This is a genomic window from Lutibacter sp. (assembly GCF_041596795.1).
GTDB lineage: Bacteria > Bacteroidota > Bacteroidia > Flavobacteriales > Flavobacteriaceae > Lutibacter.
Window position 1 is genome coordinate 1 of sequence record NZ_JBFHHX010000035.1, and the last position, 26,569, is coordinate 26,569.

The 26,569-nt window shown below is 29.6% G+C and carries 23 protein-coding genes; 17 read left to right on the forward strand and 6 right to left on the reverse strand.

The features are described from left to right. Positions 1-154: 154 nt before the first annotated feature. The gene (locus tag ABY298_RS06215) at positions 155-1,087 is read right to left on the reverse strand and encodes an SPOR domain-containing protein (protein ID WP_372745145.1); all 933 of its coding nucleotides are present in this window, start codon (positions 1,085-1,087) and stop codon (positions 155-157) included. 95 nt (positions 1,088-1,182) lie between these two features. Between ABY298_RS06215 and dprA the strand changes: the two genes are divergently transcribed. Both dprA and ABY298_RS06225 read left to right on the forward strand, forming a co-directional pair. Beyond that, positions 1,183-2,286 (forward strand): DNA-processing protein DprA, encoded by a 1,104-nt coding sequence (dprA, locus tag ABY298_RS06220; protein WP_372745146.1) that lies wholly within the window; start codon positions 1,183-1,185, stop codon positions 2,284-2,286. A gap of 109 nt (positions 2,287-2,395) precedes the next feature. Continuing rightward, entirely contained in the window at positions 2,396-2,992 is a 597-nt protein-coding gene (locus tag ABY298_RS06225) for an HAD-IA family hydrolase (RefSeq protein WP_372745147.1), read from the forward strand. Here the strand turns inward: ABY298_RS06225 and ABY298_RS06230 are convergent. Genes ABY298_RS06230 through mfd form a run of 3 tightly spaced genes read right to left on the reverse strand, consistent with a single transcriptional unit; the run spans position 2,982 to position 7,597 of the window. After that, positions 2,982-3,350 (reverse strand): hypothetical protein, encoded by a 369-nt coding sequence (locus ABY298_RS06230; RefSeq protein WP_372745148.1) that lies wholly within the window; start codon positions 3,348-3,350, stop codon positions 2,982-2,984. The two genes, ABY298_RS06225 and ABY298_RS06230, sit on opposite strands and share 11 nt — an antisense overlap. A 2-nt stretch (positions 3,351-3,352) precedes the next feature. Further along, a complete protein-coding gene (locus ABY298_RS06235; protein ID WP_372745149.1) occupies positions 3,353-4,219 on the reverse strand; it encodes a DMT family transporter in 867 nt (288 codons plus the stop codon). 3 nt (positions 4,220-4,222) lie between these two features. Then, positions 4,223-7,597: a transcription-repair coupling factor gene (gene mfd / locus ABY298_RS06240; RefSeq protein ID WP_372745150.1), complete on the reverse strand. Its 3,375-nt coding sequence runs from the start codon at positions 7,595-7,597 to the stop codon at positions 4,223-4,225. Between the two features lie 99 nt (positions 7,598-7,696). On the opposite strand from mfd, the gene ABY298_RS06245 reads away from it, so the two are divergent. The 15 genes from ABY298_RS06245 (at position 7,697) to ABY298_RS06315 (ending at position 25,207) form a co-directional block, all read left to right on the forward strand. Further along, positions 7,697-8,137, forward strand: a complete 441-nt coding sequence (locus ABY298_RS06245) for a TerB family tellurite resistance protein (protein ID WP_372745151.1) — start codon at positions 7,697-7,699, stop codon at positions 8,135-8,137. Positions 8,138-8,207: 70 nt separating this feature from the next. Further along, positions 8,208-8,642, forward strand: a complete 435-nt coding sequence (locus ABY298_RS06250; RefSeq protein WP_372745152.1) for a TerB family tellurite resistance protein — start codon at positions 8,208-8,210, stop codon at positions 8,640-8,642. 107 nt (positions 8,643-8,749) lie between these two features. Beyond that, entirely contained in the window at positions 8,750-9,370 is a 621-nt protein-coding gene (locus ABY298_RS06255; protein WP_372745153.1) for a hypothetical protein, read from the forward strand. A gap of 37 nt (positions 9,371-9,407) precedes the next feature. After that, positions 9,408-12,566 (forward strand): UvrD-helicase domain-containing protein, encoded by a 3,159-nt coding sequence (locus ABY298_RS06260; RefSeq protein WP_372745154.1) that lies wholly within the window; start codon positions 9,408-9,410, stop codon positions 12,564-12,566. Positions 12,567-12,597: 31 nt separating this feature from the next. Beyond that, positions 12,598-13,791 (forward strand): glycine C-acetyltransferase, encoded by a 1,194-nt coding sequence (gene kbl, locus ABY298_RS06265; RefSeq protein ID WP_372745155.1) that lies wholly within the window; start codon positions 12,598-12,600, stop codon positions 13,789-13,791. A gap of 115 nt (positions 13,792-13,906) precedes the next feature. Next, on the forward strand, positions 13,907-15,271 hold the full coding sequence (locus ABY298_RS06270; RefSeq protein ID WP_372745156.1) for an OmpA family protein: 1,365 nt from the start codon (positions 13,907-13,909) through the stop codon (positions 15,269-15,271). A 119-nt stretch (positions 15,272-15,390) separates the two neighbouring features. After that, positions 15,391-16,758, forward strand: coding sequence for an OmpA family protein (locus ABY298_RS06275; protein ID WP_372745157.1), 1,368 nt, complete (start codon positions 15,391-15,393; stop codon positions 16,756-16,758). A gap of 115 nt (positions 16,759-16,873) precedes the next feature. After that, positions 16,874-18,283: an OmpA family protein gene (locus ABY298_RS06280; protein WP_372745158.1), complete on the forward strand. Its 1,410-nt coding sequence runs from the start codon at positions 16,874-16,876 to the stop codon at positions 18,281-18,283. A 74-nt stretch (positions 18,284-18,357) separates the two neighbouring features. Further along, positions 18,358-21,102 carry a PD-(D/E)XK nuclease family protein gene (locus tag ABY298_RS06285; protein ID WP_372745159.1) on the forward strand — a complete coding sequence of 915 codons (2,745 nt, stop codon included), beginning with the start codon at positions 18,358-18,360 and terminating at the stop codon, positions 21,100-21,102. A gap of 9 nt (positions 21,103-21,111) precedes the next feature. Beyond that, complete coding sequence (locus ABY298_RS06290) at positions 21,112-21,963, forward strand: alpha/beta hydrolase family protein (RefSeq protein ID WP_372745160.1); 852 nt, start codon at positions 21,112-21,114, stop codon at positions 21,961-21,963. After that, the gene (locus ABY298_RS06295) at positions 21,956-22,462 is read left to right on the forward strand and encodes a GNAT family N-acetyltransferase (protein WP_372745161.1); all 507 of its coding nucleotides are present in this window, start codon (positions 21,956-21,958) and stop codon (positions 22,460-22,462) included. The genes ABY298_RS06290 and ABY298_RS06295 overlap by 8 nt, the downstream gene beginning before the upstream one ends. Beyond that, a complete protein-coding gene (locus tag ABY298_RS06300) occupies positions 22,455-23,789 on the forward strand; it encodes an MATE family efflux transporter (protein WP_372745162.1) in 1,335 nt (444 codons plus the stop codon). Before ABY298_RS06295 ends, ABY298_RS06300 begins: the two co-directional genes overlap by 8 nt. Positions 23,790-23,800: 11 nt before the next feature. Beyond that, a complete protein-coding gene (locus ABY298_RS06305; protein ID WP_372745163.1) occupies positions 23,801-24,556 on the forward strand; it encodes an enoyl-CoA hydratase/isomerase family protein in 756 nt (251 codons plus the stop codon). 3 nt (positions 24,557-24,559) lie between these two features. Continuing rightward, entirely contained in the window at positions 24,560-24,742 is a 183-nt protein-coding gene (locus ABY298_RS06310; protein ID WP_372745164.1) for a hypothetical protein, read from the forward strand. A gap of 12 nt (positions 24,743-24,754) precedes the next feature. Continuing rightward, positions 24,755-25,207, forward strand: coding sequence for a 6-pyruvoyl tetrahydropterin synthase family protein (locus ABY298_RS06315; RefSeq protein WP_372745165.1), 453 nt, complete (start codon positions 24,755-24,757; stop codon positions 25,205-25,207). Positions 25,208-25,209: 2 nt separating this feature from the next. Here ABY298_RS06315 and pth read toward each other — a convergent pair whose 3' ends face one another. Both pth and ABY298_RS06325 read right to left on the reverse strand, forming a co-directional pair. After that, positions 25,210-25,776 carry an aminoacyl-tRNA hydrolase gene (gene pth, locus ABY298_RS06320; protein WP_372745166.1) on the reverse strand — a complete coding sequence of 189 codons (567 nt, stop codon included), beginning with the start codon at positions 25,774-25,776 and terminating at the stop codon, positions 25,210-25,212. 150 nt (positions 25,777-25,926) lie between these two features. After that, positions 25,927-26,556, reverse strand: a complete 630-nt coding sequence (locus ABY298_RS06325) for a 50S ribosomal protein L25/general stress protein Ctc (protein WP_372745167.1) — start codon at positions 26,554-26,556, stop codon at positions 25,927-25,929. Positions 26,557-26,569 lie beyond the last annotated feature (13 nt).

Sequence of the window (26,569 nt, forward strand, 5' to 3'; positions counted from 1 at the left end):
CACCAAATAAATTTCCAAGCGGATTTGTTTCGCCTGGTAGCACAATATCAGTTAAAATTGTTAACGATTCAGAAGGAGTTTTTATCATGAGTTACATTTTTGGTAAAGATATACTTATTTTAACAAAAATGGAAAATATGAGAAATAGGGATTTTTAGAATTCCTGTACCAATAACCAAGCATCTTCAGATTCAGTGCTATGTATAGCTCTTAACTTGTTAATTGCTTCGTTTTCATCATTTAAACTTTCGTAAGCTACTTGGGTTAAATTCCATTTATTAACACCTAAAATTCTAGCGTTAAAACCTTTAGCTTTTAGCTCTTCAAGTTTTTTCTCAGCGTTTTCAGATTCTCTAAAAGCGCCAGCAATAATGTGGTAATTATAGGTTTCTTTAGCAACATTTAGAGTAATTGCAGGTAAAGGATTGCTAATAACAAATGTAGCTTCTTGAATGGATTTTTCTACTTTTTGTTGTTGAATTTGAGTTTCAGCAACTAAGTTGTTGTATTCAACTTTTTGGTATTCATTCCAACCAACAGTTCCAAGTGCAAATATAATAGCTGCAGTTGCTGCGTATTTAATAAAAGCTGGTGTTTTTCTTTTGTTTTCTTCAGTATTTAAAACAGGAGCAATGGTTTCTAACTGTTTTACTTTTTCTTTATAAGCAATTCTGCTAACCGCAGGAGAAACATATGATGCTAAACCAAAAGATGATGTTAGATAGTTTAGAGTAGAAGTTGGTTCAAAAATAAGTTTTCCTTCTTTGTTTAAAGAGATAGAACCAATATTTTCTAATTCAATTTCTTCTGTTTTTAACTGGTTTTTCCAGTTTTTTACCTCACTATTTATAAACTCAACCGCATTAGAAAACGGTATATTTTTAGCATTGGCAATGTAATTAGCAAGTAATCCATCATTATTCTGCAAATGCGAATTAAAGGTTAATTGTTTAGATGGTGCATGAAAAGTATGCGTAGAATGGTTTATTTTTGCCGATACTTCGTTGGTTACAAAACCGCCAAAATTTGGCACAATTACACATTCGTATCTGTATAATAAATCGCTGATGTATGTTGCTAATCTCATTAAAACAAATATAGCCAAAACCAAGATAAATTATAATAGTTATCATCTTTTTTATTAACAAATTTTTTATATATTGAAATTCAAATTGTTAAAATATGCTAGAGGAAGAATTGTTATACGTTTTGGCTTTGCAACGTGTAAAAGGTATTGGAGATATTAATGCAAAAAAGCTAATTTCTTATTGTGGAAATGCAAAAAGTGTTTTAAAAGAGAAAGCAAAAACCTTAGAAAAAATAAACGGAATAGGAGCTTTTACTATTCAACATTTGTTTGATCCAACCTATTTAATTGAAGCTGAAAAAGAATTAAAATATATTCAAGAAAATACTATAGAACCATTGTACTTTGAAGACCAAAAGTATCCTTCTAAATTAAAACATTGTGTTGATGGACCATTGTTGCTTTTTAAAGATGGAAAATTTAATTTAGAAAAAAGACCTATTATTAGTATAGTTGGAACACGAAATATAACAAGCTATGGAAGAGATTTTTGTGAGAAGTTAATTTTTGATTTAAAAGAATTTGATCCAATTATAATAAGCGGATTTGCGTATGGAGTTGATATTTGTGCACATAAAGCTGCTATTAAAAACAACTTGACAACTATTGGTGTTTTAGCACATGGTTTTGAAGAAATTTATCCTAAATCACATAAAAAATATATAAGTGAAGTACATAAAAATGGTGGGTTTTTTACAGAGTTTTGGCACGATGAAACGCCATTGCGTGAAAATTTTTTAAAACGAAATAGAATTGTTGCTGGTATTTCTGAAGCTACTATTATTATAGAATCTGCTGAAAAGGGAGGTTCTTTAGTTACTGCAGATATTGCAAATAGTTATAGTAGAGATGTTTTTGCAGTTCCCGGAAGAACTACCGATAATTTTAGCAAAGGCTGTAACGATTTAATTAAAAGAAATAAAGCAGCTATTTTAACTAACGCAACAGATTTGGTTGAAATGTTAAACTGGAATGTGGTTAAAAATGAGTCCAAAGCAATTCAAAAACAATTATTTGTTGAATTGGATGAAAATGAACAATTAATTTATGATTTTTTGGTTGATGAAGGAAAACAATTATTAGATAGTATTTCACTTACATGTCAATTGCCAATACATATTACTACCACTATTTTATTTAATTTAGAAATGAAAGGATTGGTTAAGCCATTGCCAGGAAAGCTATATGAAGCCATTTAAATTTAATTTTTGAATCTAATTTTTTTAATCAAAGGATTTCGTAAAGAAATGGTGAATCATTTTTTAAAAGCATTTTATATAAGTACTTTTGAAACTAAACAAATATGAAATGATTACACTACCTAAAAATGTTAAAGGACTTATTTTTGATTTAGATGGAACGGTTGCTAATACCATGCAAAATCATTTTGAAGCTTGGCGAGCAGCAGTTACACCTTTTGGAATTGATTTTAGTGGCGAAATATTCTTAAAATTAACTGGTATGCCTAAAGCTGCAACCATTATTAAATTGAACGAATTATTTGGCACAGATATGAACCCAATAGAAGTTGGAAAAGTGAAAGCGGAGGTTTATAAAAAATTGGTTGGTGAAACAAAAGAAATTACTGTTGTAACAGATGTTGTTAGAAAATACCATGGCAAATTACCAATGTCTATTGGTACTGGAAGCACCCAAATTGGAGCCAGAAGAACATTATCTATTTTAGGGATGGAGCATTATTTTAACCCAATAATTACAGCTGATGATGTTATGAGTTTTAAGCCACATCCTGAAACATTTTTAAAATGTGCCGAACTTATGAAAGTAAATCCAAAGGATTGTGTAGTTTTTGAAGATGGAATTTTAGGAATACAAGCAGCCAAAGAAGCTGGAATGCACGTAATAGATATTAATCAATATTATAAAATGGAATTTAAAATTTAGCTTTTAATCCTTGTTCCCATTCATCTAAAAATTCATTTATTTCTTCAATAAATTTAGTTGGTTTTTGAGTTCTATTAATGGTACAGTGAATTAAAATTTGTTCTCTTTCTGGTGGAAATCCTGTTGTAATTGTCCAAGAAAGTGCATTGGGGCAATCTAACAACGTAAATCGAACGCCGCCTTTAATTTTATTGTAACTTATTAAAAAATCGCCCCATAAAGTTAAACCTAAAAAATTAGGATTAGAATCTTCTAGAAATTGCATAGTTTCTGTAAAATCTTCTAAACTACTTGGTTTAATTCTATCTTGAAGTTGTTTTTCAGTTACTTGTTTATTTATAATTCTAAAAAATTCCATAATTATTTATTTTTATTAGACTGAAAGCTTTCAATAATAACTGTTGTTAAAATAAGTGCACCACCAAAAAAAGTAGAAAGCGAAGGGATTTCGCTTAAAAATAACATTCCAAATAAAATTCCATAAATTGGACTCATACTACTCATAATACTTATGGCACTAATTTTAAAGTTTTTAAAACTATTTACAAATAAAGTGTGACCAATTGTTGTAGTTACCAATGCAAGAGTTAACAATCTTCCCCAATTATTTATATCGGCATAATGTGAATTATCTTTAAATAACACCGGGAATAATAGCGAAATAATTACAATCATTTGATAAAACATTACTTTAGATGCGTTGTAATGCGATAAATTTCGTTTGGTTATTATGTTTCTTAATGCATAAAAAACAGCTGAGATAATTCCCATTAAAACACCTTTGGTATAACTATTTTCAAAGTTAAATTCTGGTGTTAAAAAGTATATACCTACTAACACTAAAAAACTTAAAAACAATTGGTATTTGCTTAGTTTTATTTTAAAAAATACGGGTTCTAATAAGGCTGTAATTACTGGATATGTAAATAAGGATAGCATTCCAATAGCAACATTAGATAAATGTAATGCGTAAAAATAGGTAACCCAGTGCGCTCCTAATAAAAATCCACTTAAAAATAATGAAAACGCATCTTTTTTATGTAGTATTTTTAAATCGTATTTTTTATACCAACAAAACAATCCTATAAACACTGCAGCAAATAAACAACGCCACCATATGGTAATTTCTGGCGGAAATGAAATGGATCGTCCTAAAACACCAGAAGTACTTACAAAAACAACAGCAATATTTAATTCTAATAGATTTTTGAAATGTTGATTTTTCAAATTTTATATTTTTTGAAGCGTTTCTAGCGCTTTTTTAACCGATGTTATTTTTATAAAAGTTAACAACAATCTAAGTCCAGCTTTGGTATCTTTTTCTTTCATAACACAAGAGCTTCCATTTTGTTGAACGTATTGCAATACCTTTGTAAATGTTGGCGTTTGATAAAAGGAACTTTGTTGATCTGAAATAAAATAACAAAGCATTCTTTTTTGTTTTAAAATTAATTTTTCAATACCTAATTGTTTTGCAATCCATTTAATTCTAACGCTGTCTAATAAATCAACAACAGGTGTTGGTAATTCCCCAAATCTATCAATTAGTTCTAATTCAAATTGTTGTAATTCTTCTTCTTTTTTTAGTTCACCTAATTTGTTATATAAACTTAACCGTTCGGTAATTACATTTACATAATTGTCTGGAAATAAAATTTCAAAATCAGAATCAATTTGAATTTCTTTTACATATTCTTTTGGCTTATCTGATGTGTCTTTGTATAAATCTTTAAACTCGTTTTCTTTTAATTCTTCAATGGTTTCATTTAATATTTTTTGATAGGTATCAAAACCAATATCATTAATAAATCCACTTTGTTCGCCACCTAATAAATCTCCAGCACCACGAATCTCTAAATCTTTCATGGCAATATTAATTCCACTTCCTAAATCGGTAAATAATTCAATAGCATTCATTCTTTTTCTAGCTTCATCAGTCATCATATGATGCGGTGGAGTAATAAAATAACAGAATGCTTTTTTGTTTGATCGCCCAACACGTCCACGCATTTGATGCAAATCAGACAAACCAAAATTATTGGCATTATTTATAAAAATGGTATTTGCATTTGGCACATCTAAACCACTTTCAATAATAGTTGTAGAGACTAAAATATCAAATTCATTATCAATAAAAGCTAACATTAAACTTTCCAACTTTTTACCATCCATTTGTCCGTGACCAATGCCAATTTTAGCATCAGGAACTAAACGTTGTAATAAACCTGCAACTTCTTTTATGTTTTCTATTCTGTTATGAATAAAAAATACTTGTCCACCACGTTGAATTTCATATCGAATGGCATCTCTAATTACTTCTTCATTAAAACGAATTACATTACTTTCAATAGGAACACGGTTTGGCGGCGGCGTACTAATTACCGATAAATCTCTGGCGGCCATTAAGCTAAATTGCAAGGTTCTTGGAATTGGTGTTGCAGTTAGCGTTAACGTATCAATATTTTCTTTAATTGTTTTTAGTTTGTCTTTTACGGCAACTCCAAATTTTTGTTCTTCATCAACAATTAAAAGTCCTAAATCTTTATATTTTATGGCAGAGTTTGTTAATTGATGTGTGCCAATTACAATATCAACAGTTCCTTTTTCCAAGCCTTCTAAAACACCTTTACGCTGGTTTGCGGTTCTAAACCTGTTTAAATATTCTACAGTTACAGGGAAATCTTTTAAACGTTGACTAAAAGTTTTAAAATGTTGAAAAGCTAAAATGGTTGTAGGAACCAAAATGGCTACTTGTTTACCATTATCTACCGCTTTAAAAGCAGCTCTTACTGCAACTTCGGTTTTACCAAAGCCTACATCACCACAAACCAACCTATCCATTGGTTGTTCACTTTCCATATCGTTTTTTACATCTTGCGTAGCCGATGATTGATCTGGAGTATCTTCGTATAAAAAGCTGGCTTCTAATTCGTGTTGTAAATAACTATCTGGATGGTATTGAAACCCTTTTTGAATTTTTCGTTTTGCATACAATTCAATTAAATTAAATGCAATATGACGAATGCGTGTTTTGGTTTTTTGCTTTAATTTTTCCCAAGCGCCCGAACCTAGTTTGTATAATTTTGGAGGCGCGCCATCTTTTCCGTTATATTTTGATATTTTATGAAGGGAGTGAATGCTAATGTATAAAATATCTCTATCGCCATAAATAAGTTTAATAGCTTCTTGTTTTTTACCTTCAACTTCAATTTTTTGAAGCCCGCCAAATTTTCCAATTCCGTGATCAATATGGGTAACGTAATCACCAATTTCAAGATTTGTTAATTCTTTTAGTGAAATGGTTTGTTTTTTAGCGTAGCCATTTTTTAATCGGAATTTATGATAACGTTCAAAAATTTGATGATCTGTATAACAAATTAAGTTGTTCTCAACATCAATAAAACCTTGATATAGTGGAAAAACTATGGTTTTGTATTGGATTTCTTTATCAACATCTTCAAAAATATCGTGAAAACGATCGGCTTGTTTTTGAGAATCGCAAAACAGGTAATTTGTAAATCCGTTTTCAGTATTTTTATGAAAGTTTTCAATTAACAAATCAAATTGTTTATTAAAAGAAGGTTGCGGTTTTGTGTTAAATTGGATAACTCCATTTAAAGACTGATTTGGAATTCTTTTGTTAGAAGCTTCTTCCAATTCGTTTTGACGAGAATTAATTATTTCTGCAACGGTAAAATTGGTTAATTGGGTTTTAATTAATTTGCCATCGCAAAATAATTCGTCTGGTTTTCCGTGGTTTATAGCGGTTGATAATTTTTTAAATTCTTCTTCAGCTTTGCTAAAAAGGTTGTCTAATTTATTAAATATTAGTTCGTTATCTTTTATAAAAACAACTGTTTTGTTATTTATGTAATTTAAAAAACTTTCACGTTTTTCGTCTAATGCTTTATTTTCAACATTAGGCATTATGCTAATTTTGGTCAGTTTTTCAGTAGAAAGTTGGGTTTCTACATCAAAAGTTCGAATACTATCTACTTCATCACCAAAAAATTCTATTCTATAAGGTTCATCGTGTGAAAAAGAAAAAACATCAATAATTCCACCTCTTACCGAAAATTCTCCGGGTTCGCTAACAAAATCTACACGTTCAAAATGGTATTCAAACAATACTTCGTTTACAAAATCTAAACTTAAACTGTCTTTTAAAGCAATTTTTAATGTATTTCTGTTTAATTCAGCTTTTGTTACAACTTGTTCAAATAAAGCATCGGCATACGTAACAATAACTGCTGGTTTTTTTCTAGAATTTAATCGGTTTAAAACTTCCGAACGCAATAAAATATTAGCGTTATCAACTTCTTCAATTTGATAAGGTCTTCGGTAAGAACCAGGATAAAATAAAACATCTTTATCGTTTATTAGTTGTTCTAAATCGTTTAAAAAATAGGCGGCTTCTTCCTTATCATTTAATAAAAACAATATAGGTTTGTCTATAATTTTAAAACTTTCTGAAATAATAAAAGACAATGACGATCCAACCAAATTTGAAATTTGGAATTGGTGATTTTCTTTCTGAAGCTCTTGAGAAATTTGTTTTTTGGCTACAAATTTCTCGTAAATGTTTATGATATGTTGTTTACTCAACTATTGCAAATTTTGCCAAAGGTAGCATTTTATAAAAAACAAGGAAAAATTCCTTAAAATTTCTTAACTTTAGATAAGTAATTTTAAAAAGTATAAGTTATGTCAATATCAGATTTATACCCTACAGGACTTCATGAACAAAATTTGGCGCATTTTGCTTCCTTAGTGAGAATTGCGCTTCGCGACAATCAAATTAACTCGGAAGAACGATTATTATTAGAGCGACTTTCTATTAGATTAGATATTTCCACCAATGAATTTAATGACATTTTAAAAAATCCATTAAAATATCCAACCATTTCTCCTGTTACTTATGAAGATCGTTTAGAACATTTATTCGACTTAACAAAAATGATGTTTTTAGACCGGAATCCAACTATTGATAAAAACTCTATGATGGGAAGAATTGCGGTAGAATTAGGTTTTCAGGCTGAAAATGTTCGAAAAATTGTAAAAGAAGCAACCGACTTTTTTTTAAGAGAACCTCAATTAGATGAATTTAAAAAAGTAATTAAAAAGGCAAATAAATTATCAGATTAGTGTAAATAAAATTACAATACAGGGAATATTTTATTGGTTTAATTATATTTGTTTATAAAAAAATCAATAAATGGGATTATCAGATTATAATTTAAGCGGAGAACAAAAGCGGAATATAGCGCATTTTGCAAGTGTTGTAAAATTAGCATTAGCAGATCACGTAATTACGGAAGGTGAAGAAAAACTTTTAAAAAGAATTGCAAAAAAATTTCATATTCTGGATGAAAAATATCAAGAAATTTTAGAATCTCCAGATGATTTCCCTATGAGTGCTCCTCATAATTATGATGAAAGAATAGAGCATTTATACGATCTGGCTAAAATGGTTTTTGCAGATGGAGATGCCAAAGGAGAAGAAGCTTCAGTTTTAAGAAAAATATGTATTGGTTTAGGTTTTCCGCATGACAATGTTGTGAAAGTAGCCGATGAAGCCATACATTTAGTGTTGAATAATGAAAATTTGGAAGATTTTACCAAAGCTATTAAATACGTAAATAGAATTTAAACGCTATTTAAACCTAAGAAAAACAATAAATAAAGTATTTTTTATACTTTATTTATTGTTTTTCGTTGTATATGGTATATATGTTTAAGTTCTAATTATTTAATTCTATGTTTGTTACTACTAAAAAAACAATTTTTCTTTTCTTTTTTCTATTTTTAAATTTACTTGTTCACTCCCAAGACACTGCTAACAAATGGGTTGTAGGAATTGGTGTAAATGCCGTTGATTACTACCCAACAGATGAAGACGGAATGGGTGGGTTTTTTAACGAAATCTCTAATTCGCAAGATCATTGGAATATTTATGGTCCAAAATTAAATGTTAGTCGGTTTTTAACAAATAAGTTAAATGCCGATGTTTCTTTTTCATTAAATAAAATAACCAAATTAGGTGATATTACAAATGTAGATTTAATGTACTACGCATTAGATGCTAATTTACACTATAACTTTTTAGGAAATGAAAACAGATTTGTTCCATTTTTAGTAATTGGTGCTGGATATAATTGGGTTGAAGGGTTTAATAGTGCAGGAACAATAAATGCAGGTTTTGGTGCAAACTATTGGTTATCAGAAAAAATTGCGATAAATATGGAGGTAGCGTACAAATATAATTCGCCAGATTACAAATTAATGTCACATTTTCAATACGGACTTAGTGTATTGTTTAAACTGAATTCTAGTAACAGAAGTGGTTGGAACGGAAACGGTATTAAATGTTATAAATAAAAGTTAATTTTAGTACCTTGCATTATAATTTCTATGAATGCAAAACACAACATCTTTTCAAGTTTATAACGCCTCAGCAGGAAGCGGAAAAACCTTTACACTTGTAAAGGAATATTTAAAAATTTTACTAACCAGCTCAAATCCATATAAGTTTCAGCAAATTTTAGCGGTAACTTTTACCAATAAAGCGGCTTCTGAAATGAAAGAACGTGTGGTTGAAGCACTATACGGTTTCTCTAAAAAAGAACAAAATAGTTTGCTTACCATAATTTGTGAAGAAACAGCGTTAACTGATGAGGTGGTTTTTAATAGATCTCAAATAGTTTTAAACGCAATTCTTCAAAATTATTCAGCTTTTAGTATTGCAACTATAGATAGTTTTACTCATAAATTAATTAGAACTTTTGCCTACGATTTAAAGCTTCCTTTGAATTTTGATGTAGAAATGGATGCAGAAACACTGTTAAATGAAGCAGTGGATTTGGTGATTTCGAAAATAGGAGAAAACAAAGAGCTAACCGAGCTTTTAATAAGTTATACACTTCAAAAATTAGAAGATGATAAATCTTGGGATATTTCACTGGAATTGAAAGATTTTGCCAAGCTAATTTTAAATGAAAATCACGCTACTCATCTTAAAAAATTGGAGAAAGTATCTATTGATGAATTTAAAAAATTAAAAGAGAAACTTCAAAAAGAAAATAAAGGTATTGAAAAGGAATTTAAAGAAATTGGAAATGCAGGATTAGATATTATTAACAATGCTGGCATTGATGCTAAAGATTTTTACTATTCTCAAATACCAAAACATTTTGCTGTTTTAGCAGAAAACTCAAAAAAAGCGCAATTTTTTGATCAAAATACCCTGAAGCGAAATATTGATAATCAATTGTTTTATTCTAAAAGTAAACCCGATAAAATTAAAAACGCAATTGAAGCAATTTTACCAGAACTTTTAACCTTGTATGCTAGTTCAGAAGCATTATTTCAACAAAAAACATTAAACGATTTAGTGTTAAATAGCCTTATTCCTTTAGCGGTTTTAAGTTATATAAATAGTGCATTACAAGATATTAAATTAGACAATAATATTATGTTAAATGCTGAATTTAACGAGCTAATTAGCAATACAATTAAAAACGAACCAGCTCCATTTATTTATGAGCGTATTGGTGAAAAATACAAGTATTATTTTATTGATGAAATGCAAGATACTAGTGAATTGCAATGGCAAAATATTATTCCGTTAATAAGCAATGCCATTTCGCAAGAAAATGAACAAGGTGAGAAAGGAAAATTAATGTTAGTGGGTGATGCAAAACAATCTATTTACCGATGGCGAGGAGGAAAAGCAGAACAGTTTATTGATTTATCTTCTGATGAAAAACAAACCGTAAATAATCCTTTTTTTGTTGAAAAATTAGTTTCAAATTTAGATACTAATTATAGAAGTTTTAGTGAGATTATAAATTTTAACAATCAATTTTTTCAGCATATTTCTGGCTTTTTAGCAAACCCTAATTATAGCAGTTTATACGTTGATGGAAATAATCAAAAAACAAATAAAAATAACGGTGGATATGTTCAAATATCATTTGTAGAAAAACAAGAAGAATTTGACGAAGAAGAGGAAGAGGTAAATGTAATGTATCCTAAAAAAATACTTGAAATTATCAATAATTTAGATCCGTCCTTTAAAAAGAATGATGTTTGTGTGTTGGTAAGAACTAAAAAACAAGGTGTTGAAGTTGCCAACTTTTTATCGGAACAAAAAATAGAAATTATTTCATCAGAAACACTGTTGGTAAGTAACAGTGAAAAAGTACAGTTTATAATTAATTTATTAAGTGTTGTTCAAAACCCGCTAAATAAAGAGTATAAAGCTAAAATGCTATATTTTTTATACAATTTTTTAGGGGTAAAAGAAGAGAAACACACATTTATAAATAGCTTAATTAATTGTAGTCAAACAGAATTTTTTGAAGGGTTAAAAAACTATCAGGTATTTTTTAATTTATTGGAGTTTGTTCAAAGTCCGTTTTATGAAAGTATTGAATATGTTATAAGAGGATTTGGGCTAACAAAAGAGTCCGATTCTTACTTACAATTCTTTTTAGATATAATTTTTGAATATCAACAGAAAAGAGATGTTTCTATTCAGGGATTTTTAGAATATTGGGAGTTAAAAAAAGATAAACTTAGCATTGTTGCACCAGAGTCTAAAAATGCAGTTAGAATTATGACCATTCATAAAGCAAAAGGCTTGGAGTTTCCGGTTGTGATTTTCCCTTACGATTTAAATATTTACAAACAAATTAAACCAAAATCTTGGTATAATTATACACAATCAGATACCGTAAACTCTGTATTAATAGATTATGGTAAAAAGTTAAATTATATAGGAGAACAAGGAATTTCAATTTACAATCAACAACGAGAGGAATTGGAGTTAGATAATTTTAATATTTTATATGTTGCTTTAACCAGAGCGGTGGAGCAATTGTATATAGTTACGGAAAAAAAGTTATTGGCAAAAGCCGACGAAAATTTAAACTTTACTTCGGGTTTGTTTATTAATTATTTAAAAAAGACAAATAATTGGGACGAGTTAAAAACCGACTTTTGTTTTGGAACTTCAAAAAGGGAGCAATTAGTGGTAGAAAATATTGATAAAACTATATTTCAGTCTAAATTTATTTCAAATTCATGGAAAAATCATAATATATCAATAGTTACAAATTCCTCGTTACTTTGGGATACAGAACAAGGAGATTCTATTAATTATGGAAATTTAATTCACGAAATTTTATCAAAAATTATAACAAATAACGATATTGATGAAGTTTTAATAAGTTATGTTTTTAATGGAACTATTACCAAGTCTGAAGAAAAAACAATACATCAAATTATAACAAACGTTGTAAATCATCCAGTTTTAAAAGAGTATTTCAGTCAAAATAATCAAGTGTTTTTGGAACAAGAGATTGTAACTAAAGATAAAAAAATAGTAATTCCAGATAGAGTTATTGTACATCAAAATAAAACTACAATTATTGATTATAAAACGGGAAAGCCTGATAAAAAATACCATCATCAAATAGCAGGTTACGCACAGGTTTTAGAAGAGTTAAATTTTAAAATAGATAAAAAATTATTGGTTTATATTAATGATGAAATTATTGTGGAAGAAGTATAATTTACCATAAATTTGTATAAAATAACCAAATATGTACGGAAAAATTCAACAACATTTACAAAAAGAGCTGCAAGAAATTAAAGAAGCAGGCTTATATAAATCAGAACGTATTATAACCACTTCTCAAGATGCGGTAATAAAAATTAGCACAGGAGAAGAAGTTATAAATTTTTGCGCAAATAATTATTTAGGACTTTCAAATAATCCTAAAGTTATACAAGCAGCAAAAGATGCAATGGATTCTCACGGTTTTGGAATGTCTTCGGTAAGATTTATTTGTGGAACTCAAGATATTCACAAACAATTAGAACAAAAAATTGCAGAATTCTATCAAACAGAAGACACCATATTATATGCTGCAGCATTTGATGCTAATGGTGGAGTTTTTGAGCCACTATTTGCGGATGAAGATGCAATAATTTCAGATTCGCTAAATCACGCATCTATAATTGATGGCGTACGCTTATGCAAAGCCGCTCGATATAGATATGATAATAATGATATGACTTCTTTAGAAGAACAACTAATAGAAGCATCAAAAAAAGAGCATCGTTTTAAAATTATTGTAACCGATGGCGTTTTTTCTATGGATGGAGTTGTGGCAAGTTTAGATAAAATATGTGATTTGGCAGATAAATATGATGCATTGGTAATGGTTGATGAATGCCATGCAGCCGGATTTATAGGTAAAACAGGGAGAGGAACTTTAGAACTTAAAAATGTTATTGGTAGAGTAGATATAATTACAGGAACTTTAGGAAAAGCACTTGGCGGCGCAATGGGAGGTTATACAACCGGTAAAAAGGAAATTATTGAGTTGTTGCGTCAAAGATCTAGACCTTATTTATTTTCAAATTCATTAGCGCCAGCAATTGTAGGAGCATCATTAAAGGTTTTTGAAATGATTTCTGAAAGCACCGTATTACGTGATAAATTAGAAGAAAACACCAAATATTTTAAAGAAAATATGATAAATGCCGGATTTGACATAGTGAGAGGAGATTCTGCAATTGTGCCAGTAATGCTGTATGATGCAAAAATAGCGCAACAAATGGCAAATGAATTATTAAAAGAAGGAATTTATGTAATCGGATTCTTTTTTCCAGTTGTGCCAAAAGGAAAGGCAAGAATAAGGGTTCAATTATCCGCAGCCCACTCTAAAGAGCATTTAGATAAAGCTTTAAAAGCATTTATTAAAATTGGAAAATCAATGGGAATAATATAGAAATTCAACTAAAAAGTCAAATAATACAGATAATTTTGTATTTTTGCTTAATACGATTAGGTGTTTATGCTTAATTTGTGAATAAAAAAAGAACATTAAATTTAAAATTTTTAAGATGAAACATTTAAAATTAGCCTTTATGGCTTTATTGTTAGTAATTGGTTTCACAAATATCAATGCACAGGATAATAATAATCCATGGGCTATTGGTTTCGGTGTAAACGCAGTGGATTTTTATCCTACAAACCCTGGTCTTGCTGGTCATGGTTCTTGGTTTAATGAATTTGGAAATGCAAGTGATCACTACAATATGATTCCTGCAATTTCTAAATTAACTGTTGGTAAATATTTAGCAGACGGTTTCAGTTTTGAAGCTGCTGGAGCTATTAATAAAATATCTGAAGTTGGAGATAATAGCGTAAGTGATTTATCATATTTTAGTTTAGATGGTGCTGTAAAGTATGATTTAAATAATGTTGTTGGTAATACTGCATGGTTTGATCCTTACGTATCTGTTGGTGGAGGTTATACTTGGTTAGACAATTGGGGAACAGGAACTTTTAATGGAGCTCTTGGTGCTAACTTTTGGTTTAACGACAACATTGGGTTAAATATTGAATCTAAATACAAACACACTTTTGAAAGTAATATCGTTCAACATTTTCAACACTCAGCCGGAGTTATGATTAAGTTTGGAGGAACTGATACAGATGGAGATAAAGTATTTGATAAAGATGATGCTTGTCCAGATGTATTTGGTTTAGCTGAATTTAATGGTTGTCCAGATTCTGATAATGATGGTATTGTAGACTCTAAAGACGCTTGTCCAACAGTTGCTGGTTTAGCTGCTTTAAATGGTTGTCCAGATGCTGACGGAGATGGAATTACAGATAAAGATGATGCTTGTCCAAACGAAAAAGGAACAAAAGAAAACAATGGTTGCCCAGATACAGATGGAGATACAGTAGTTGATAAATTTGACGCTTGTCCTACAGTTGCAGGTCCTGCAGCAAATAAAGGATGTCCTTGGCCAGATACAGATGGTGATGGTGTAGTTGATAAAGAAGATAATTGTATTGATGTTGCTGGTCCAGTATCTAACAATGGTTGTCCAGAAATTACAAAAGTTGAAGTTGCTAAATTAGAAGAGTTGTTTAAAACTGTTTATTTTGACACAGGAAAAACAACCTTGAAAAAAGAATCTTTAACTCAATTAGATGAAGCTTCTCAAATAATGACTAAATATAAATCAGCTAAATTTGCTATTGAAGGTTATACTGATAGTGTTGGTGGACCAAAATTAAATTTAGAATTATCTGAAGGTAGAGCAAATTCTGTTAAAGAATATTTAGTAAGTAAAGGTGTTTCTGCTAGTAATTTAAATGCTAAAGGTTTTGGAGAAGAAAATCCAATTGCTACTAACATGAATAAAGCAGGTAGAGCTAAAAACAGAAGAGTTGAAGTGAAATTAGTTAACTAATTGCATAACTTATAAATTAATTAATAAAAAAAGCCACAACATAATTGTGTGGCTTTTTTTTAAGTTTAAAATCAATCAAAATAAAAAAAAATTACTTTTCAATCAAAAAAAACGTTAAAATGAAACAATTTAAAATAGCCTTTATGGCTTTATTACTATGTATTGGTGTTAATGAATTAAACGCACAAGACAATAACAACCCTTGGGCAATTAGTTTTGGAACAAATGCAGTAGATTTTTACCCAACTAACCCTGGAATTGCAGGACATGGTTCTTGGTTCAATGAATTTTCAAATGCAACAGATCATTACAATATTTTACCTGCAATTTCAAGATTCTCAGTTGGTAGATATATCACAAAAGGATTATCTGTTGAAGCTGCTGGAACATTAAATAAAATTGAGAACATGGGAGATAACTCTGTGAATGATTTATCTTACTTCTCTTTAGATGGAGCAGTTAAATATGATCTTAATAACATAATTGGAGAAACCGCTTGGTTTGATCCTTATGTAACTGTTGGTGGAGGTTACACTTGGTTAGAAGATTGGGATACTGGAACTGCAAATGGAGGATTAGGAGCTAATATTTGGTTTAATGAAAATATTGGTTTAAACCTTGAAACAAAATATAAGCACACATTTGAAAGTAACATTGTACAACATTTCCAACACTCTGCAGGAATTATTGTAAGATTTGGTGGTAAAGATACTGATGGTGATGGTGTATATGATAAACATGATGAGTGTGTTGATGTATTTGGATTAAAAGAATTTAATGGTTGTCCAGATACTGATGGTGATGGAATTATTGATTCTAAAGATGCTTGTCCTACTGTTGCTGGTTTAGCTACTTTAAATGGATGTCCTGATACAGATGGTGACGGAATTGCAGATAAAGATGATGCTTGTCCTAATGAAATTGGAACTAAAGAGAATAAAGGTTGTCCTGATACAGATGGTGATGGTGTTGTAGATAAAGACGATGCTTGTCCAAAAGTTGCTGGTCCAAAAGAAAACAAAGGTTGTCCTTGGCCAGATACAGATGGTGATGGTGTTGCTGATAAAGACGATGAATGTGTTAATGAAGCTGGTCCTGCATCAAACAAAGGTTGTCCTGAAATGACAGCTGAAGTTTTAAAAGCTTTAGAAGGTATTTTCAAAACTGTTTATTTTGATTTAGGAAGTGCAAATATTAAACCTGAAGGGTTTGCTAAATTAGATGCAGTTGTTGATATAATGAAAAAATACTCAGGAATTCAATATTCTATTACTTCTGGACACGCAGATAGCGTTGGAAGTAAAAAATTCAATCAAACATTATCTGAAAAAAGAGCGAATGTTGTTAAAGATTATTTAGTATCTAAAGGTATTCCAGCTAGTAAAATTACTACTGAAGCTTATGGAGAAACTAAAGCTGCTGCAACAAATAGAACTTCAAAAGGAAGAGCTTTAAATAGAAGAGTTGAAATTAAATTAACTAAATAATTTAGCCTTTTAAATATAAAAAAAAGCCATTCATTAATGAATGGCTTTTTTTATGATATTTTTTTTTGTGATTTCATTTTTACACGCTAACTTAGTAAAAAATAAATGTATGAAAATGAATATCTTATCAGCTAAAAATTTAATATTTTGCTTAGTGTTGTTTTTTTCCATTTCTATGTTTAGTCAGGATAAAGATAACCCTTGGGTAATTGGGGTTGGTGTAAATGCTGTTGATTTTTACCCAACAAATATTAAAGGAATGACTTCAAGCGCTGGTGTACCTACCCAATGGTACGATCAGTTTTTTAATTTAAATGATCATTATAATTACATTGGAGCACCTACAAAGCTTAGTTTAGGTAGGTATTTAAGCGAATCTTTTAGTGTAGAAATAGCAGGTTCTATAAATAAAATCTCAAAATTTGGAGATATTAAATTAGCTGAAAGTGTTTCTTATATGGCTATCGATTTAAATGCTAATTATAATATTAATAAGCTGTTTGGTATAGAATCATGGTTTAAACCGTATGCAATTGGTGGATTTGGCTTTAATGCCAAAGGGAATGATTCTAAAAATGATATTCAATTTGAAAATTATGGTTCTTTAAATTCTGGTGTTGGTGCTAAAGTATGGTTAAGTAATAGGGTAGGGATTAAAGCGCAAACTGTTTATAAACATTTTTTTAATGATGGTTCATTTCCTCATTTTCAACACTCTGCAAGTTTAATTTTTAAATTTGGTGGTTATGATGCAGATAATGATGGTATTTATGATAAAAATGATAAATGTCCAGATGATTTTGGTCTAGCAATTTTTAATGGTTGCCCAGATACTGATGAAGATGGCGTTGTTGATTCTGAAGATGAATGTCCAAAAACTTATGGTTCTATTGCTTTAAAAGGATGTCCAGATTCTGATAATGATGGAGTTCCAGACGCTAAAGATAATTGTCCAACGTATCCTGGAAGCCCTGAATTAAATGGTTGCCCTGATACTGATGGCGATGGTATTATTGATATGCGTGATGCTTGTCCTAATGCAGCCGGACCAATTGCTAACCAAGGTTGTCCTGAGTTAGATTCGGATGGTGATGGAGTAATAGATAGATTAGATGCTTGTAAATTTGAAGCGGGTCCAGCTAGTAATAATGGATGTCCAAATATTAAAAAAGATTTAGAAGCTAAATTAACAGAATTAGCAAATAGCGTTTTATTTATTTCAGGCTCAAATATGTACTATGTAAAATATGAATCTAAACTTGATGAAATTGCTAAATTAATGAAATCGTATAACAATCTAAAATTTCAAATTAGAGGACATACAGATAATGTTGGGTCAGAAGAAGCTAATTATAAATTATCAATTGAACGAGTTAATAAAATTTTAAGTGTATTAGTTTCTAAAGGAGTAAATCAAATGGATTTAGACGTGAAAGGATTTGGAGAAACAATGCCAATTGATACAAATGACACAGCTGAAGGTAGAGCAAGAAACAGACGTGTAGAAATAAAAATTATAGATTAAAAAAAATAAAATCCGATAAAAAAGCCATTCAATTCGAATGGCTTTTTTAATTTTATCGTGTCCAAAAAAATTATATGAATTCATTTATTTCAAAAGTTGTAAAAGACGTTAAAAACCGTCAAAAAAATATTTCAGAAGTTACTTTTGTTTTGCCAAGTCAACGTTCTTGTGTTTTTTTAAAAGATGAGTTGGTAGCGTCATCAAATACAGCTATGGTATTACCTAAAATTGTAAGTATTGAAAACTTTATTCAAGAGTTGGCAGATATTCAGTTAATAGATAGTATTCAGCTTATTTTTGAGTTTTATTCTATTTATAAAAAGAAGATGCCAATAGAGAATGTAGATTCGTTTGAAACATTTTCGCAATGGGCAACCATAGCATTACACGATTTTAATGAGTTAGATAGTTATTTGGTAAATACAGAAGACTTTTTTTCCAATTTAAGTGATATTAAAAAACTGAATGAATGGTTTGAAGATAAAAAACCTAGTGAATTGGCCGTAAATTATTTTCAGTTTTTTGAAAATTTAAACCTACTTTATAATTCATTATACAAAGAACTTAAAAAAAATAAAATTGGCTATCAAGGACTTATTTATAGAGAAGCCACAAAGAATTTAGAATACTTTATTCAAAATCAAACATCAAATCACTTCTTTTTTGTAGGTTTTAATGCCTTAAATAAATCTGAAGAAACCATTTTTCAGGAATTATTAAATAATAATTTAGCTACTGTTTATTGGGATGTAAATCAGCATATATTAAATAATACAAATGAAGCAGGTTCTTTTTTAAGACGCTTTAAAAAGGAATGGACATATTATAAAAGCAATCCGTTTTTATGGATAGAAGAAACCGATGTATTAAATAAAAACATAGAAATAATTGGAGTGCCAAAGAACAACACTCAAATTAAATATGTTGGGGAGTTATTAGCTGGTTTTAATAAATTTAATGAAACCGCTTTGGTTTTGGCAGATGAAAATTTGTTACCAATAACTTTAAACTCATTACCAAATAATGTTGAAAATATAAATATAACTATGGGATATCCTTTAAAAGATATTCCAATTGCAAGTTTGTTTGATAAAATTTTTAAACTGCATATTAATCAACAAAAATTGACCAACAATAACAATCAACGATTTTATTATAAAGATGTGTTGGCTCTTTTAAATGATCCTTTTTTAAATCAATTAAATGGAGAAATTCTTCAAAAATTAATTGCTAAAATTAAATTTGAAAATAGTATTTTTTTATCAGTTCAAAATTTAAAAGATTTTTTAACAACAACAGAAATTGAAAATTTCCAGATAGTACTTTCATTGTTCAAATTTTCGGGTGAAATAGAAGGTATTATACAACAGTGTTTAACGTTAATAAATAAGTTACGGGGATTTGTTATTGGGGTTGAGAAGGAGTATTTATTTAGGTTTTTTGGTATTTTTCAACAGTTAGATACTTTAAATGCTAAATACAATCACATTAAAAATTTAAAAACACTTAGTTTGTTTTATAAACAACTGTTACAAAATGAAAAATTATCGTTTAAAGGTGAGCCCTTAAAAGGCTTACAGTTAATGGGAATGTTAGAAACAAGAGTGTTAGATTTTGAAACTGTTATAATTACTTCTGTAAATGAAGGAGTTTTGCCAGGAGGTAAAAATGATTTTTCATTTATACCGTACGATGTGAAACGATATTTTGGATTGCCCACATATCAAGAAAAAGATGCAATTTTCTCCTATCACTTTCAACGCTTATTGCAACGCGCTTCTAATGTGTATTTGCTGTATAATACGGAAATGGATGGTTACGGATCTGGTGAAAAAAGTAGATTTTTAACAAAGCTAGAAATTGAAAATAGTACTATAAACAAAAAAGTAATTAGTCCTATAGTTCAAAAAAATGAAAGCGAAGTAGTACAAGTTAATAAAACACCTGAAGTACTAGAAAGGCTTCAAGAAATTTTTACTGCTGGAATTTCTCCATCTGCAATTGCAAATTATATTTACAACCCAATTAAATTTTATGAGCAAAAAGTTTTAAAAATTAAAGACGATAATGATGTAGAGGAAACTGTAGCCGTTAACACAATGGGAACCGTAATTCACGGTGTTTTAGAAGCGCTTTACACGCCTTTTATTAATAAACCCTTAACAGAGGATGTAATTAAACAAATGAAGCTTAAAATTAATGATTTATTAGTTGTGAATTTTGAGGAACATTATAAAAAAGGGAATATTAAAACAGGAAAGAACAATTTAATATTTGAAGTTTGTAAAACTAATATTGAACGTTTTTTAAATCAGGAAGAAGCGTTGCTTAAGCAAGGAAAACAATTAAAAATTATTGCTTTAGAAAAAGAATTGGAAATAACTTTAAAGGTTGAAGGAATTGATTTTCCAATTAAAATTAAAGGAATTGTTGATAGAATTGATGAGTTAGATGGTGTAACTAGGATAATTGATTATAAAACTGGAAAAGTAGAAGCAAAAGATTTAAAAATTAATGATTTTAGTGTTTTAAGTGTTGATTATAAGTTTACAAAAGCACTTCAAGTTTTAATTTATTCATATTTATTTATTGAAAACCCTTCAAATGGAGATCCAAAACTTTTAGAAGCAGGAATCATTTCATTCAAAAATTTAAATAACGGATTTTTAAAATTAAATTTTTCTGAAAAAGGAAGAGGACAAGAAAACTTAATTTCAAAGGAACATTTAGATTTGTTTATGGTAGAATTACAACAAATATTTATTGAAATTATGAATCCAAATACGCCATTTAAGCAAAATGAAAATTTACCATTTTAAAGAAGAATTATGCAAACAATAAAAAATTTAATAGTAAAGAGCACACAGCATAATAAACCAATTTTAACCGATGTTTTTTTTAAAAAAAACAATACTAAAAAGCCAATTGTAATTTTTTGCCACGGATATAAAGGATATAAAGATTGGGGTGCTTGGAATTTAGCAGCTCCAAAATTTGCTGAAAACAACTTATTTTTTGTAAAATTTAATTTTTCGCATAATGGAGGAACCGTTGAAAACCCAATAGATTTTCCAGATTTAGAAGCTTTTGGAGAAAATAACTTTATAATTGAATTAAATGATTTAGAAGATGTTATTAATTGGGTTTGTGAAAATCCAAATTTTACAGAAGAGATTGATACGAAAAATATTACATTAATTGGTCACTCTCGCGGTGGTGGAACAGTAATGTTAAAAGCATCAGAAAATAAAAAAATTTCAAAAGTAATTTCTTGGTGTGGTGTATCAGATTTTGGAGTTCGCTTTCCAAAAGGCAAGCTGTTAGAAACTTGGAGAAAAGATGGTGTATCATACATTGAAAACGCTCGAACCAAACAAAAAATGCCTCATTATTTTCAATTTTATACTTCTTTTATGGAAAATGAAGAACGGTTAACTATAAAAAGAGCCGTTTCTAGTTTAGCCATTCCACAGTTAATTATTTACGGAGAATTAGATGATGTTGTATTACCTATTGAGGCAAAAAATTTGCATACTTGGAATCCTAAAAGTCAATTAATTTGCATTCCAGAAATGAACCATTCTTTGGGAAGTGAACAACCTTGGGAATCTAAAAAGCTACCTTTTCATTTGGAAGATGTTATAAATAAAAGTATTAATTTTATTGTTAGTAATGATTAAAAAGGCACTATTAAAAGATTTAAATGAAATTTATAACCTCACTAAAAATTGTGCCAATAATTTAATAGAAAATGGTATTTTTCAATGGAATGAACAGTATCCGTCTAAAGAAATTTTAGTAAAAGATATTGAGTTACAGCAGCTTTGGAAAATAGTGAGTAACAATAAAATAGTTGGAGTTATTGTAATAACTGAAATTGAGGATGAAGAATATAAACATGTAAATTGGTTAGCCGAAAGCACTAAAAATTTGTATATACATAGGTTGGCCGTGGATCCAAAATATCAAAAGAAAGGTTTTGCAACACAATTAATGAATTTTGCCGAAAATTATGCAACTGTAAACCATTATACTTCAGTTCGGTTAGATACTTTTAGCAAGAATTTAAGAAATCTGAAGTTTTATCAAGCCAGAAACTACCAAAAATTGGAAGCAATCTATTTTCCAAAACAAAGTGAATTTCCTTTTTACTGTTTTGAATTAATTTTAAATGAATAAAAAAACAAAAATATCATTTAAAGCTATTAATAAGTTAGCCATTCCGGCTATAATTTCGGGAATTGCAGAACCCTTATTATCTATAACGGATACTGCCATTGTTGGAAATATTCAAGAGCATCCTACAGAAGCATTGGCTGCAGTAGGTATTGCAGGTTCGTTTATTTCTGCATTGGTATGGATTTTAGCACAAACTCGTTCAGCAATTTCGGCAACTGTTGGTAAGTATTTGGGAGCTAAAAAATTGCCTGAAATATCCAGCTTACCCGCGCAAATAATTGGAATTAATTTAGTGTTGAGCGTGCTTATTTATTTTATCACATTAATTTTTGCGAACGAAATTTTTCAATTGTATAATGCAAACGGACTTATATTAAATTATTCAATAGAGTATTTTAAAATAAGAGCAATTGGTTTTCCTCTAACGTTATTTGTGTTTTCTATTTTTGGCGTTTTTGGAGGGTTACAAAACACATTTTGGCCAATGGTTATAAGTATTGTTGGGGCGGTTTTAAATATTGGGTTAGATATAATTTTAGTATTTGGTATTGATGGTTTTATTAATCCAATGCATATAAAAGGCGCTGCTTGGGCAAGTGTAATTTCGCAAGGTATTATGGCAATAATGGCATTTGTTTTATTATTAAAAAAAACACCATTTAAATTAACTGTTTCGTTTCCATTTAATAAAGAAATTAAAAACCTGTTAAGCATAAGTTTAAACTTAGCTATTAGGGCTGCAGCTTTAAATGTAGCCTTGTATTTAGCAAACTCCTTTGCAACAAAATATGGTAGTAATTATATAGCAGCGCAAACAATTGCGTTTCAAATATGGTTGTTTTTTGCTTTTTTTATTGATGGGTATTCAAGCGTTGGAAATATTGTATCTGGAAAACTTTTAGGCGAGGAGAATTATAAAAAATTATGGAAACTAAGTTTAAAACTTAGTAAATATGGAATTACAATTGCGCTTATATTAGCATTAGTATGTTGGTTATTCTATTATAAAATTGGAAAATTATTCTCACAAGATGAAGCGGTGTTAAATTCTTTTTATTCAATTTTTTGGATAGTTTTAATAATGCAGCCTATAAACGCAATAGCTTTTGTTTTTGATGGAATTTTTAAAGGGTTGGCAGAAGCTGCAACCTTACGTAATTTATTAATTTTTGCAACATTTTTCGGATTTATTCCAGTTTTATTAATTGGAGATTACTTCAATTTAAAATTATATGCTATATGGATTGCTTTTACAGTTTGGATGCTTATTAGAGCAGGAGTATTAGTAATAAAGTTTAGAAGAAAATATTTAGTTAAAAACACGTAACTTTGGCAATTATGAGCAACGGAAGTTTATACACACATATTCAAAATAATATTGCTACGATTGAATTTTATCATCCAGCAAGTAATTCATTTCCAAGTGAACTTTTGGCAAGATTAGCAAAAGCCTTTAATGAGCTAAGTAACCATAATGATGTAAAAGTTATTATTTTAAAAAGTGAAAAAGAAGGTGCCTTTTGCGCTGGTGCATCGTTTGATGAATTGGTTGCAATATCAAATTTTGAACAAGGAAAACAGTTTTTTTTAGGATTTGCAAATGTTATAAATGCTATGCGTAGTTGTTCAAAACTAATTATTGGTAGTATTCAAGGAAAAGCGGTAGGCGGTGGTGTTGGATTAGCTGCGGCGTGTGATTATTGTTTAGCAACAGAGCAAGCATCTATTAAGCTTTCCGAACTTAGTATTGGTATTGGTCCGTTTGTAATTGAACCTGCTGTTGAACGTAAAATTGGTGTAGCAGCGCTAAGTGAGTTAACGTTAGATGCAACAAGTTGGCAAACTGCTTATTGGGCTAAAGAAAAAGGGTTGTTTGCGAAGGTTTTTGAAACTATTGATGAATTACATAAAGAAGTGGATAATTTAGCTGTTAAAATAGCTAGTTATAACAGTGAAGCTTTGGTTGAAATGAAAAAAGTTCTTTGGAAAAATACTGATAATTGGGACCAATTATTAGAGAAAAGAGCTGAAATTAGTGGTAAGTTAGTGCTGTCTGATGCAACAAAGAAGGCGCTACAAAAATTTAAAAAATAAAGTATGTTAGCGAGTTTTATGTTGCTGTTGCAAGAAGTAAATATTGAAGAAAAAATTAAAAATGCCCCTGATATGGGCTATGAAATAGGAGTTGTTATTGGTACTTATTTACCATTCGTTTTATTAGTTGGCATCGCCTATTTTGTGTATTATAAAGCAAAAAACAGAAAAGATTTAGAAGATTAAAATCTAAAAAAAATGAGTAAAATTAGAATAACAAAGCAATTCGATTTTGAAACAGGTCATGCTTTATATGGGTACGATGGAAAATGTAAAAATGTTCACGGGCATAGTTATAAATTATCGGTTACCGTTATTGGAACACCAATAAGTGACTCATCAAATGTAAAATACGGAATGGTGATTGATTTTGGCGATCTTAAAAAAATTGTTGCATCAGAAATTGTAAATAAATTTGATCACGCTACTGTATTTAATAAAAACACACCGCATATTGAGTTAGCTGAGGAGCTTAAAAAAAGAGAGCACAGTGTTATTTTAGTAGATTATCAGCCAACTAGCGAAATGATGTTGATAGACTTTGCGGAAAAAATAAAAAATAGATTGCCAGAAAACATTCAATTACATTCGTTAAAATTAAGAGAAACTGGTACTTCGCATGCAGAGTGGTATGCAAGCGATCAAGAATAAATTTATTTACCGTTAAAAGAATTCATTGTATTGTTTAATCCTGCAGTACCAAATGATTTAATTAATTCACATGCTTTATCTATTCGTTCAGGTAAAGCTTTATTTTCGTTGGTATCCCATTCTCCTAAAACGTAATCTATTTGTCGACCTTTAGAGAATTCTGCTCCTACACCAAATCTAAACCTAGCATATTGTTGGGTATTTAAAACAGCGTTTATATCCTTTAAGCCGTTATGTCCGCCATCGCTTCCTTTTCCTTTAACTCTAATTGCCCCAAATTCTAAGTTTAAATCATCACAAATAACTAATAAATTTTCAAGAGGAATTTTTTCTTTTGTCAACCAATAATTTACAGATTTTCCACTTAAATTCATATAAGTAGAAGGTTTTAATAGTATAAAAGTTCTTCCTTTAAATCTGAACTTTGCTATGGATCCTAGTTTGTCACTTTCAAAAGTAATAGCTTCTTTTTTAGCTAATTCATCTAAAATTTTGAAACCAATATTATGTCGTGTATTTTCGTATTTTTCTCCAATGTTGCCAAGTCCGGCAATTAAAAAAGTTTTCATAGTATCTTCAGTGGGTGTTTTTTTTACTCCAAATAAAAAATTTACAAAATGTTTTAAATTCATAAAGCAAAAATAGCAAAAGGAGTGGTTTTATTTAAAAAAAAAAGCGCTGCTAATGCAACGCTTTTAATTATTTGAAATAAGTTGAATTTATTCTGTTGCAGCTTCTTCAGTAGCTCCTTCTTCAGCAGCTCCTTCTTCACCTTCTTCTTCCTCTTCTTCATCGGTTAAAATTGCACTACGTGCAGTTCTAACTTGAACAACTACGGTATTGTCTGGGTGTAAAATAGAATAACTATCATTTGCTAAAGCAGTAACATATAATTTATGTCCGATTCTTAATTTTGAGATATCTGCATTAATAAAGTCAGGTAAATCAGCAGGTAAAGCTCTTACACTTAATTTACGCATTGCAAAACGTAAAGACCCTCCGTTTATAACACCAGGAGAGTTTCCAACTAGTCTTACAGGAATATTCATTGTTACTAACTTATCATCAAATAATTGATAAAAGTCAACATGTAAAATAGCATCACTCACTGGGTGAAACTGAATGTCTTGTAAAATTGCATTGTAAGTTTTTCCTTCTAATTCAATCGTTGCAGTATATACATTTGGAGTATACACTAATGGTTTGAATGAAACTTCATCTGCTGAAAAGTGTAATGGTTTGTCCCCTCCGTATAATACGCAAGGTACCTTTCCAGCATTACGTAAGGCTTTAGTAGCTACTTTACCCACGCTTTCTCTTTGAGATCCTTTGATTGTAATTGATTGCATTTATTTATATTTA

Coding starts and splice junctions, on each gene's coding strand:
- ABY298_RS06215 (WP_372745145.1), bottom strand. CDS start 1,087: ATGAGATTAGCAACATACATCAGCGATTTATTATACAGATACGAATGT.
- dprA (WP_372745146.1), top strand. CDS start 1,183: ATGCTAGAGGAAGAATTGTTATACGTTTTGGCTTTGCAACGTGTAAAA.
- ABY298_RS06225 (WP_372745147.1), top strand. CDS start 2,396: ATGATTACACTACCTAAAAATGTTAAAGGACTTATTTTTGATTTAGAT.
- ABY298_RS06230 (WP_372745148.1), bottom strand. CDS start 3,350: ATGGAATTTTTTAGAATTATAAATAAACAAGTAACTGAAAAACAACTT.
- ABY298_RS06245 (WP_372745151.1), top strand. CDS start 7,697: ATGTCAATATCAGATTTATACCCTACAGGACTTCATGAACAAAATTTG.
- ABY298_RS06250 (WP_372745152.1), top strand. CDS start 8,208: ATGGGATTATCAGATTATAATTTAAGCGGAGAACAAAAGCGGAATATA.
- ABY298_RS06255 (WP_372745153.1), top strand. CDS start 8,750: ATGTTTGTTACTACTAAAAAAACAATTTTTCTTTTCTTTTTTCTATTT.
- ABY298_RS06260 (WP_372745154.1), top strand. CDS start 9,408: ATGCAAAACACAACATCTTTTCAAGTTTATAACGCCTCAGCAGGAAGC.
- kbl (WP_372745155.1), top strand. CDS start 12,598: ATGTACGGAAAAATTCAACAACATTTACAAAAAGAGCTGCAAGAAATT.
- ABY298_RS06270 (WP_372745156.1), top strand. CDS start 13,907: ATGAAACATTTAAAATTAGCCTTTATGGCTTTATTGTTAGTAATTGGT.
- ABY298_RS06275 (WP_372745157.1), top strand. CDS start 15,391: ATGAAACAATTTAAAATAGCCTTTATGGCTTTATTACTATGTATTGGT.
- ABY298_RS06280 (WP_372745158.1), top strand. CDS start 16,874: ATGAATATCTTATCAGCTAAAAATTTAATATTTTGCTTAGTGTTGTTT.
- ABY298_RS06285 (WP_372745159.1), top strand. CDS start 18,358: ATGAATTCATTTATTTCAAAAGTTGTAAAAGACGTTAAAAACCGTCAA.
- ABY298_RS06290 (WP_372745160.1), top strand. CDS start 21,112: ATGCAAACAATAAAAAATTTAATAGTAAAGAGCACACAGCATAATAAA.
- ABY298_RS06295 (WP_372745161.1), top strand. CDS start 21,956: ATGATTAAAAAGGCACTATTAAAAGATTTAAATGAAATTTATAACCTC.
- ABY298_RS06300 (WP_372745162.1), top strand. CDS start 22,455: ATGAATAAAAAAACAAAAATATCATTTAAAGCTATTAATAAGTTAGCC.
- ABY298_RS06305 (WP_372745163.1), top strand. CDS start 23,801: ATGAGCAACGGAAGTTTATACACACATATTCAAAATAATATTGCTACG.
- ABY298_RS06310 (WP_372745164.1), top strand. CDS start 24,560: ATGTTAGCGAGTTTTATGTTGCTGTTGCAAGAAGTAAATATTGAAGAA.
- ABY298_RS06315 (WP_372745165.1), top strand. CDS start 24,755: ATGAGTAAAATTAGAATAACAAAGCAATTCGATTTTGAAACAGGTCAT.
- pth (WP_372745166.1), bottom strand. CDS start 25,776: ATGAAAACTTTTTTAATTGCCGGACTTGGCAACATTGGAGAAAAATAC.
- ABY298_RS06325 (WP_372745167.1), bottom strand. CDS start 26,556: ATGCAATCAATTACAATCAAAGGATCTCAAAGAGAAAGCGTGGGTAAA.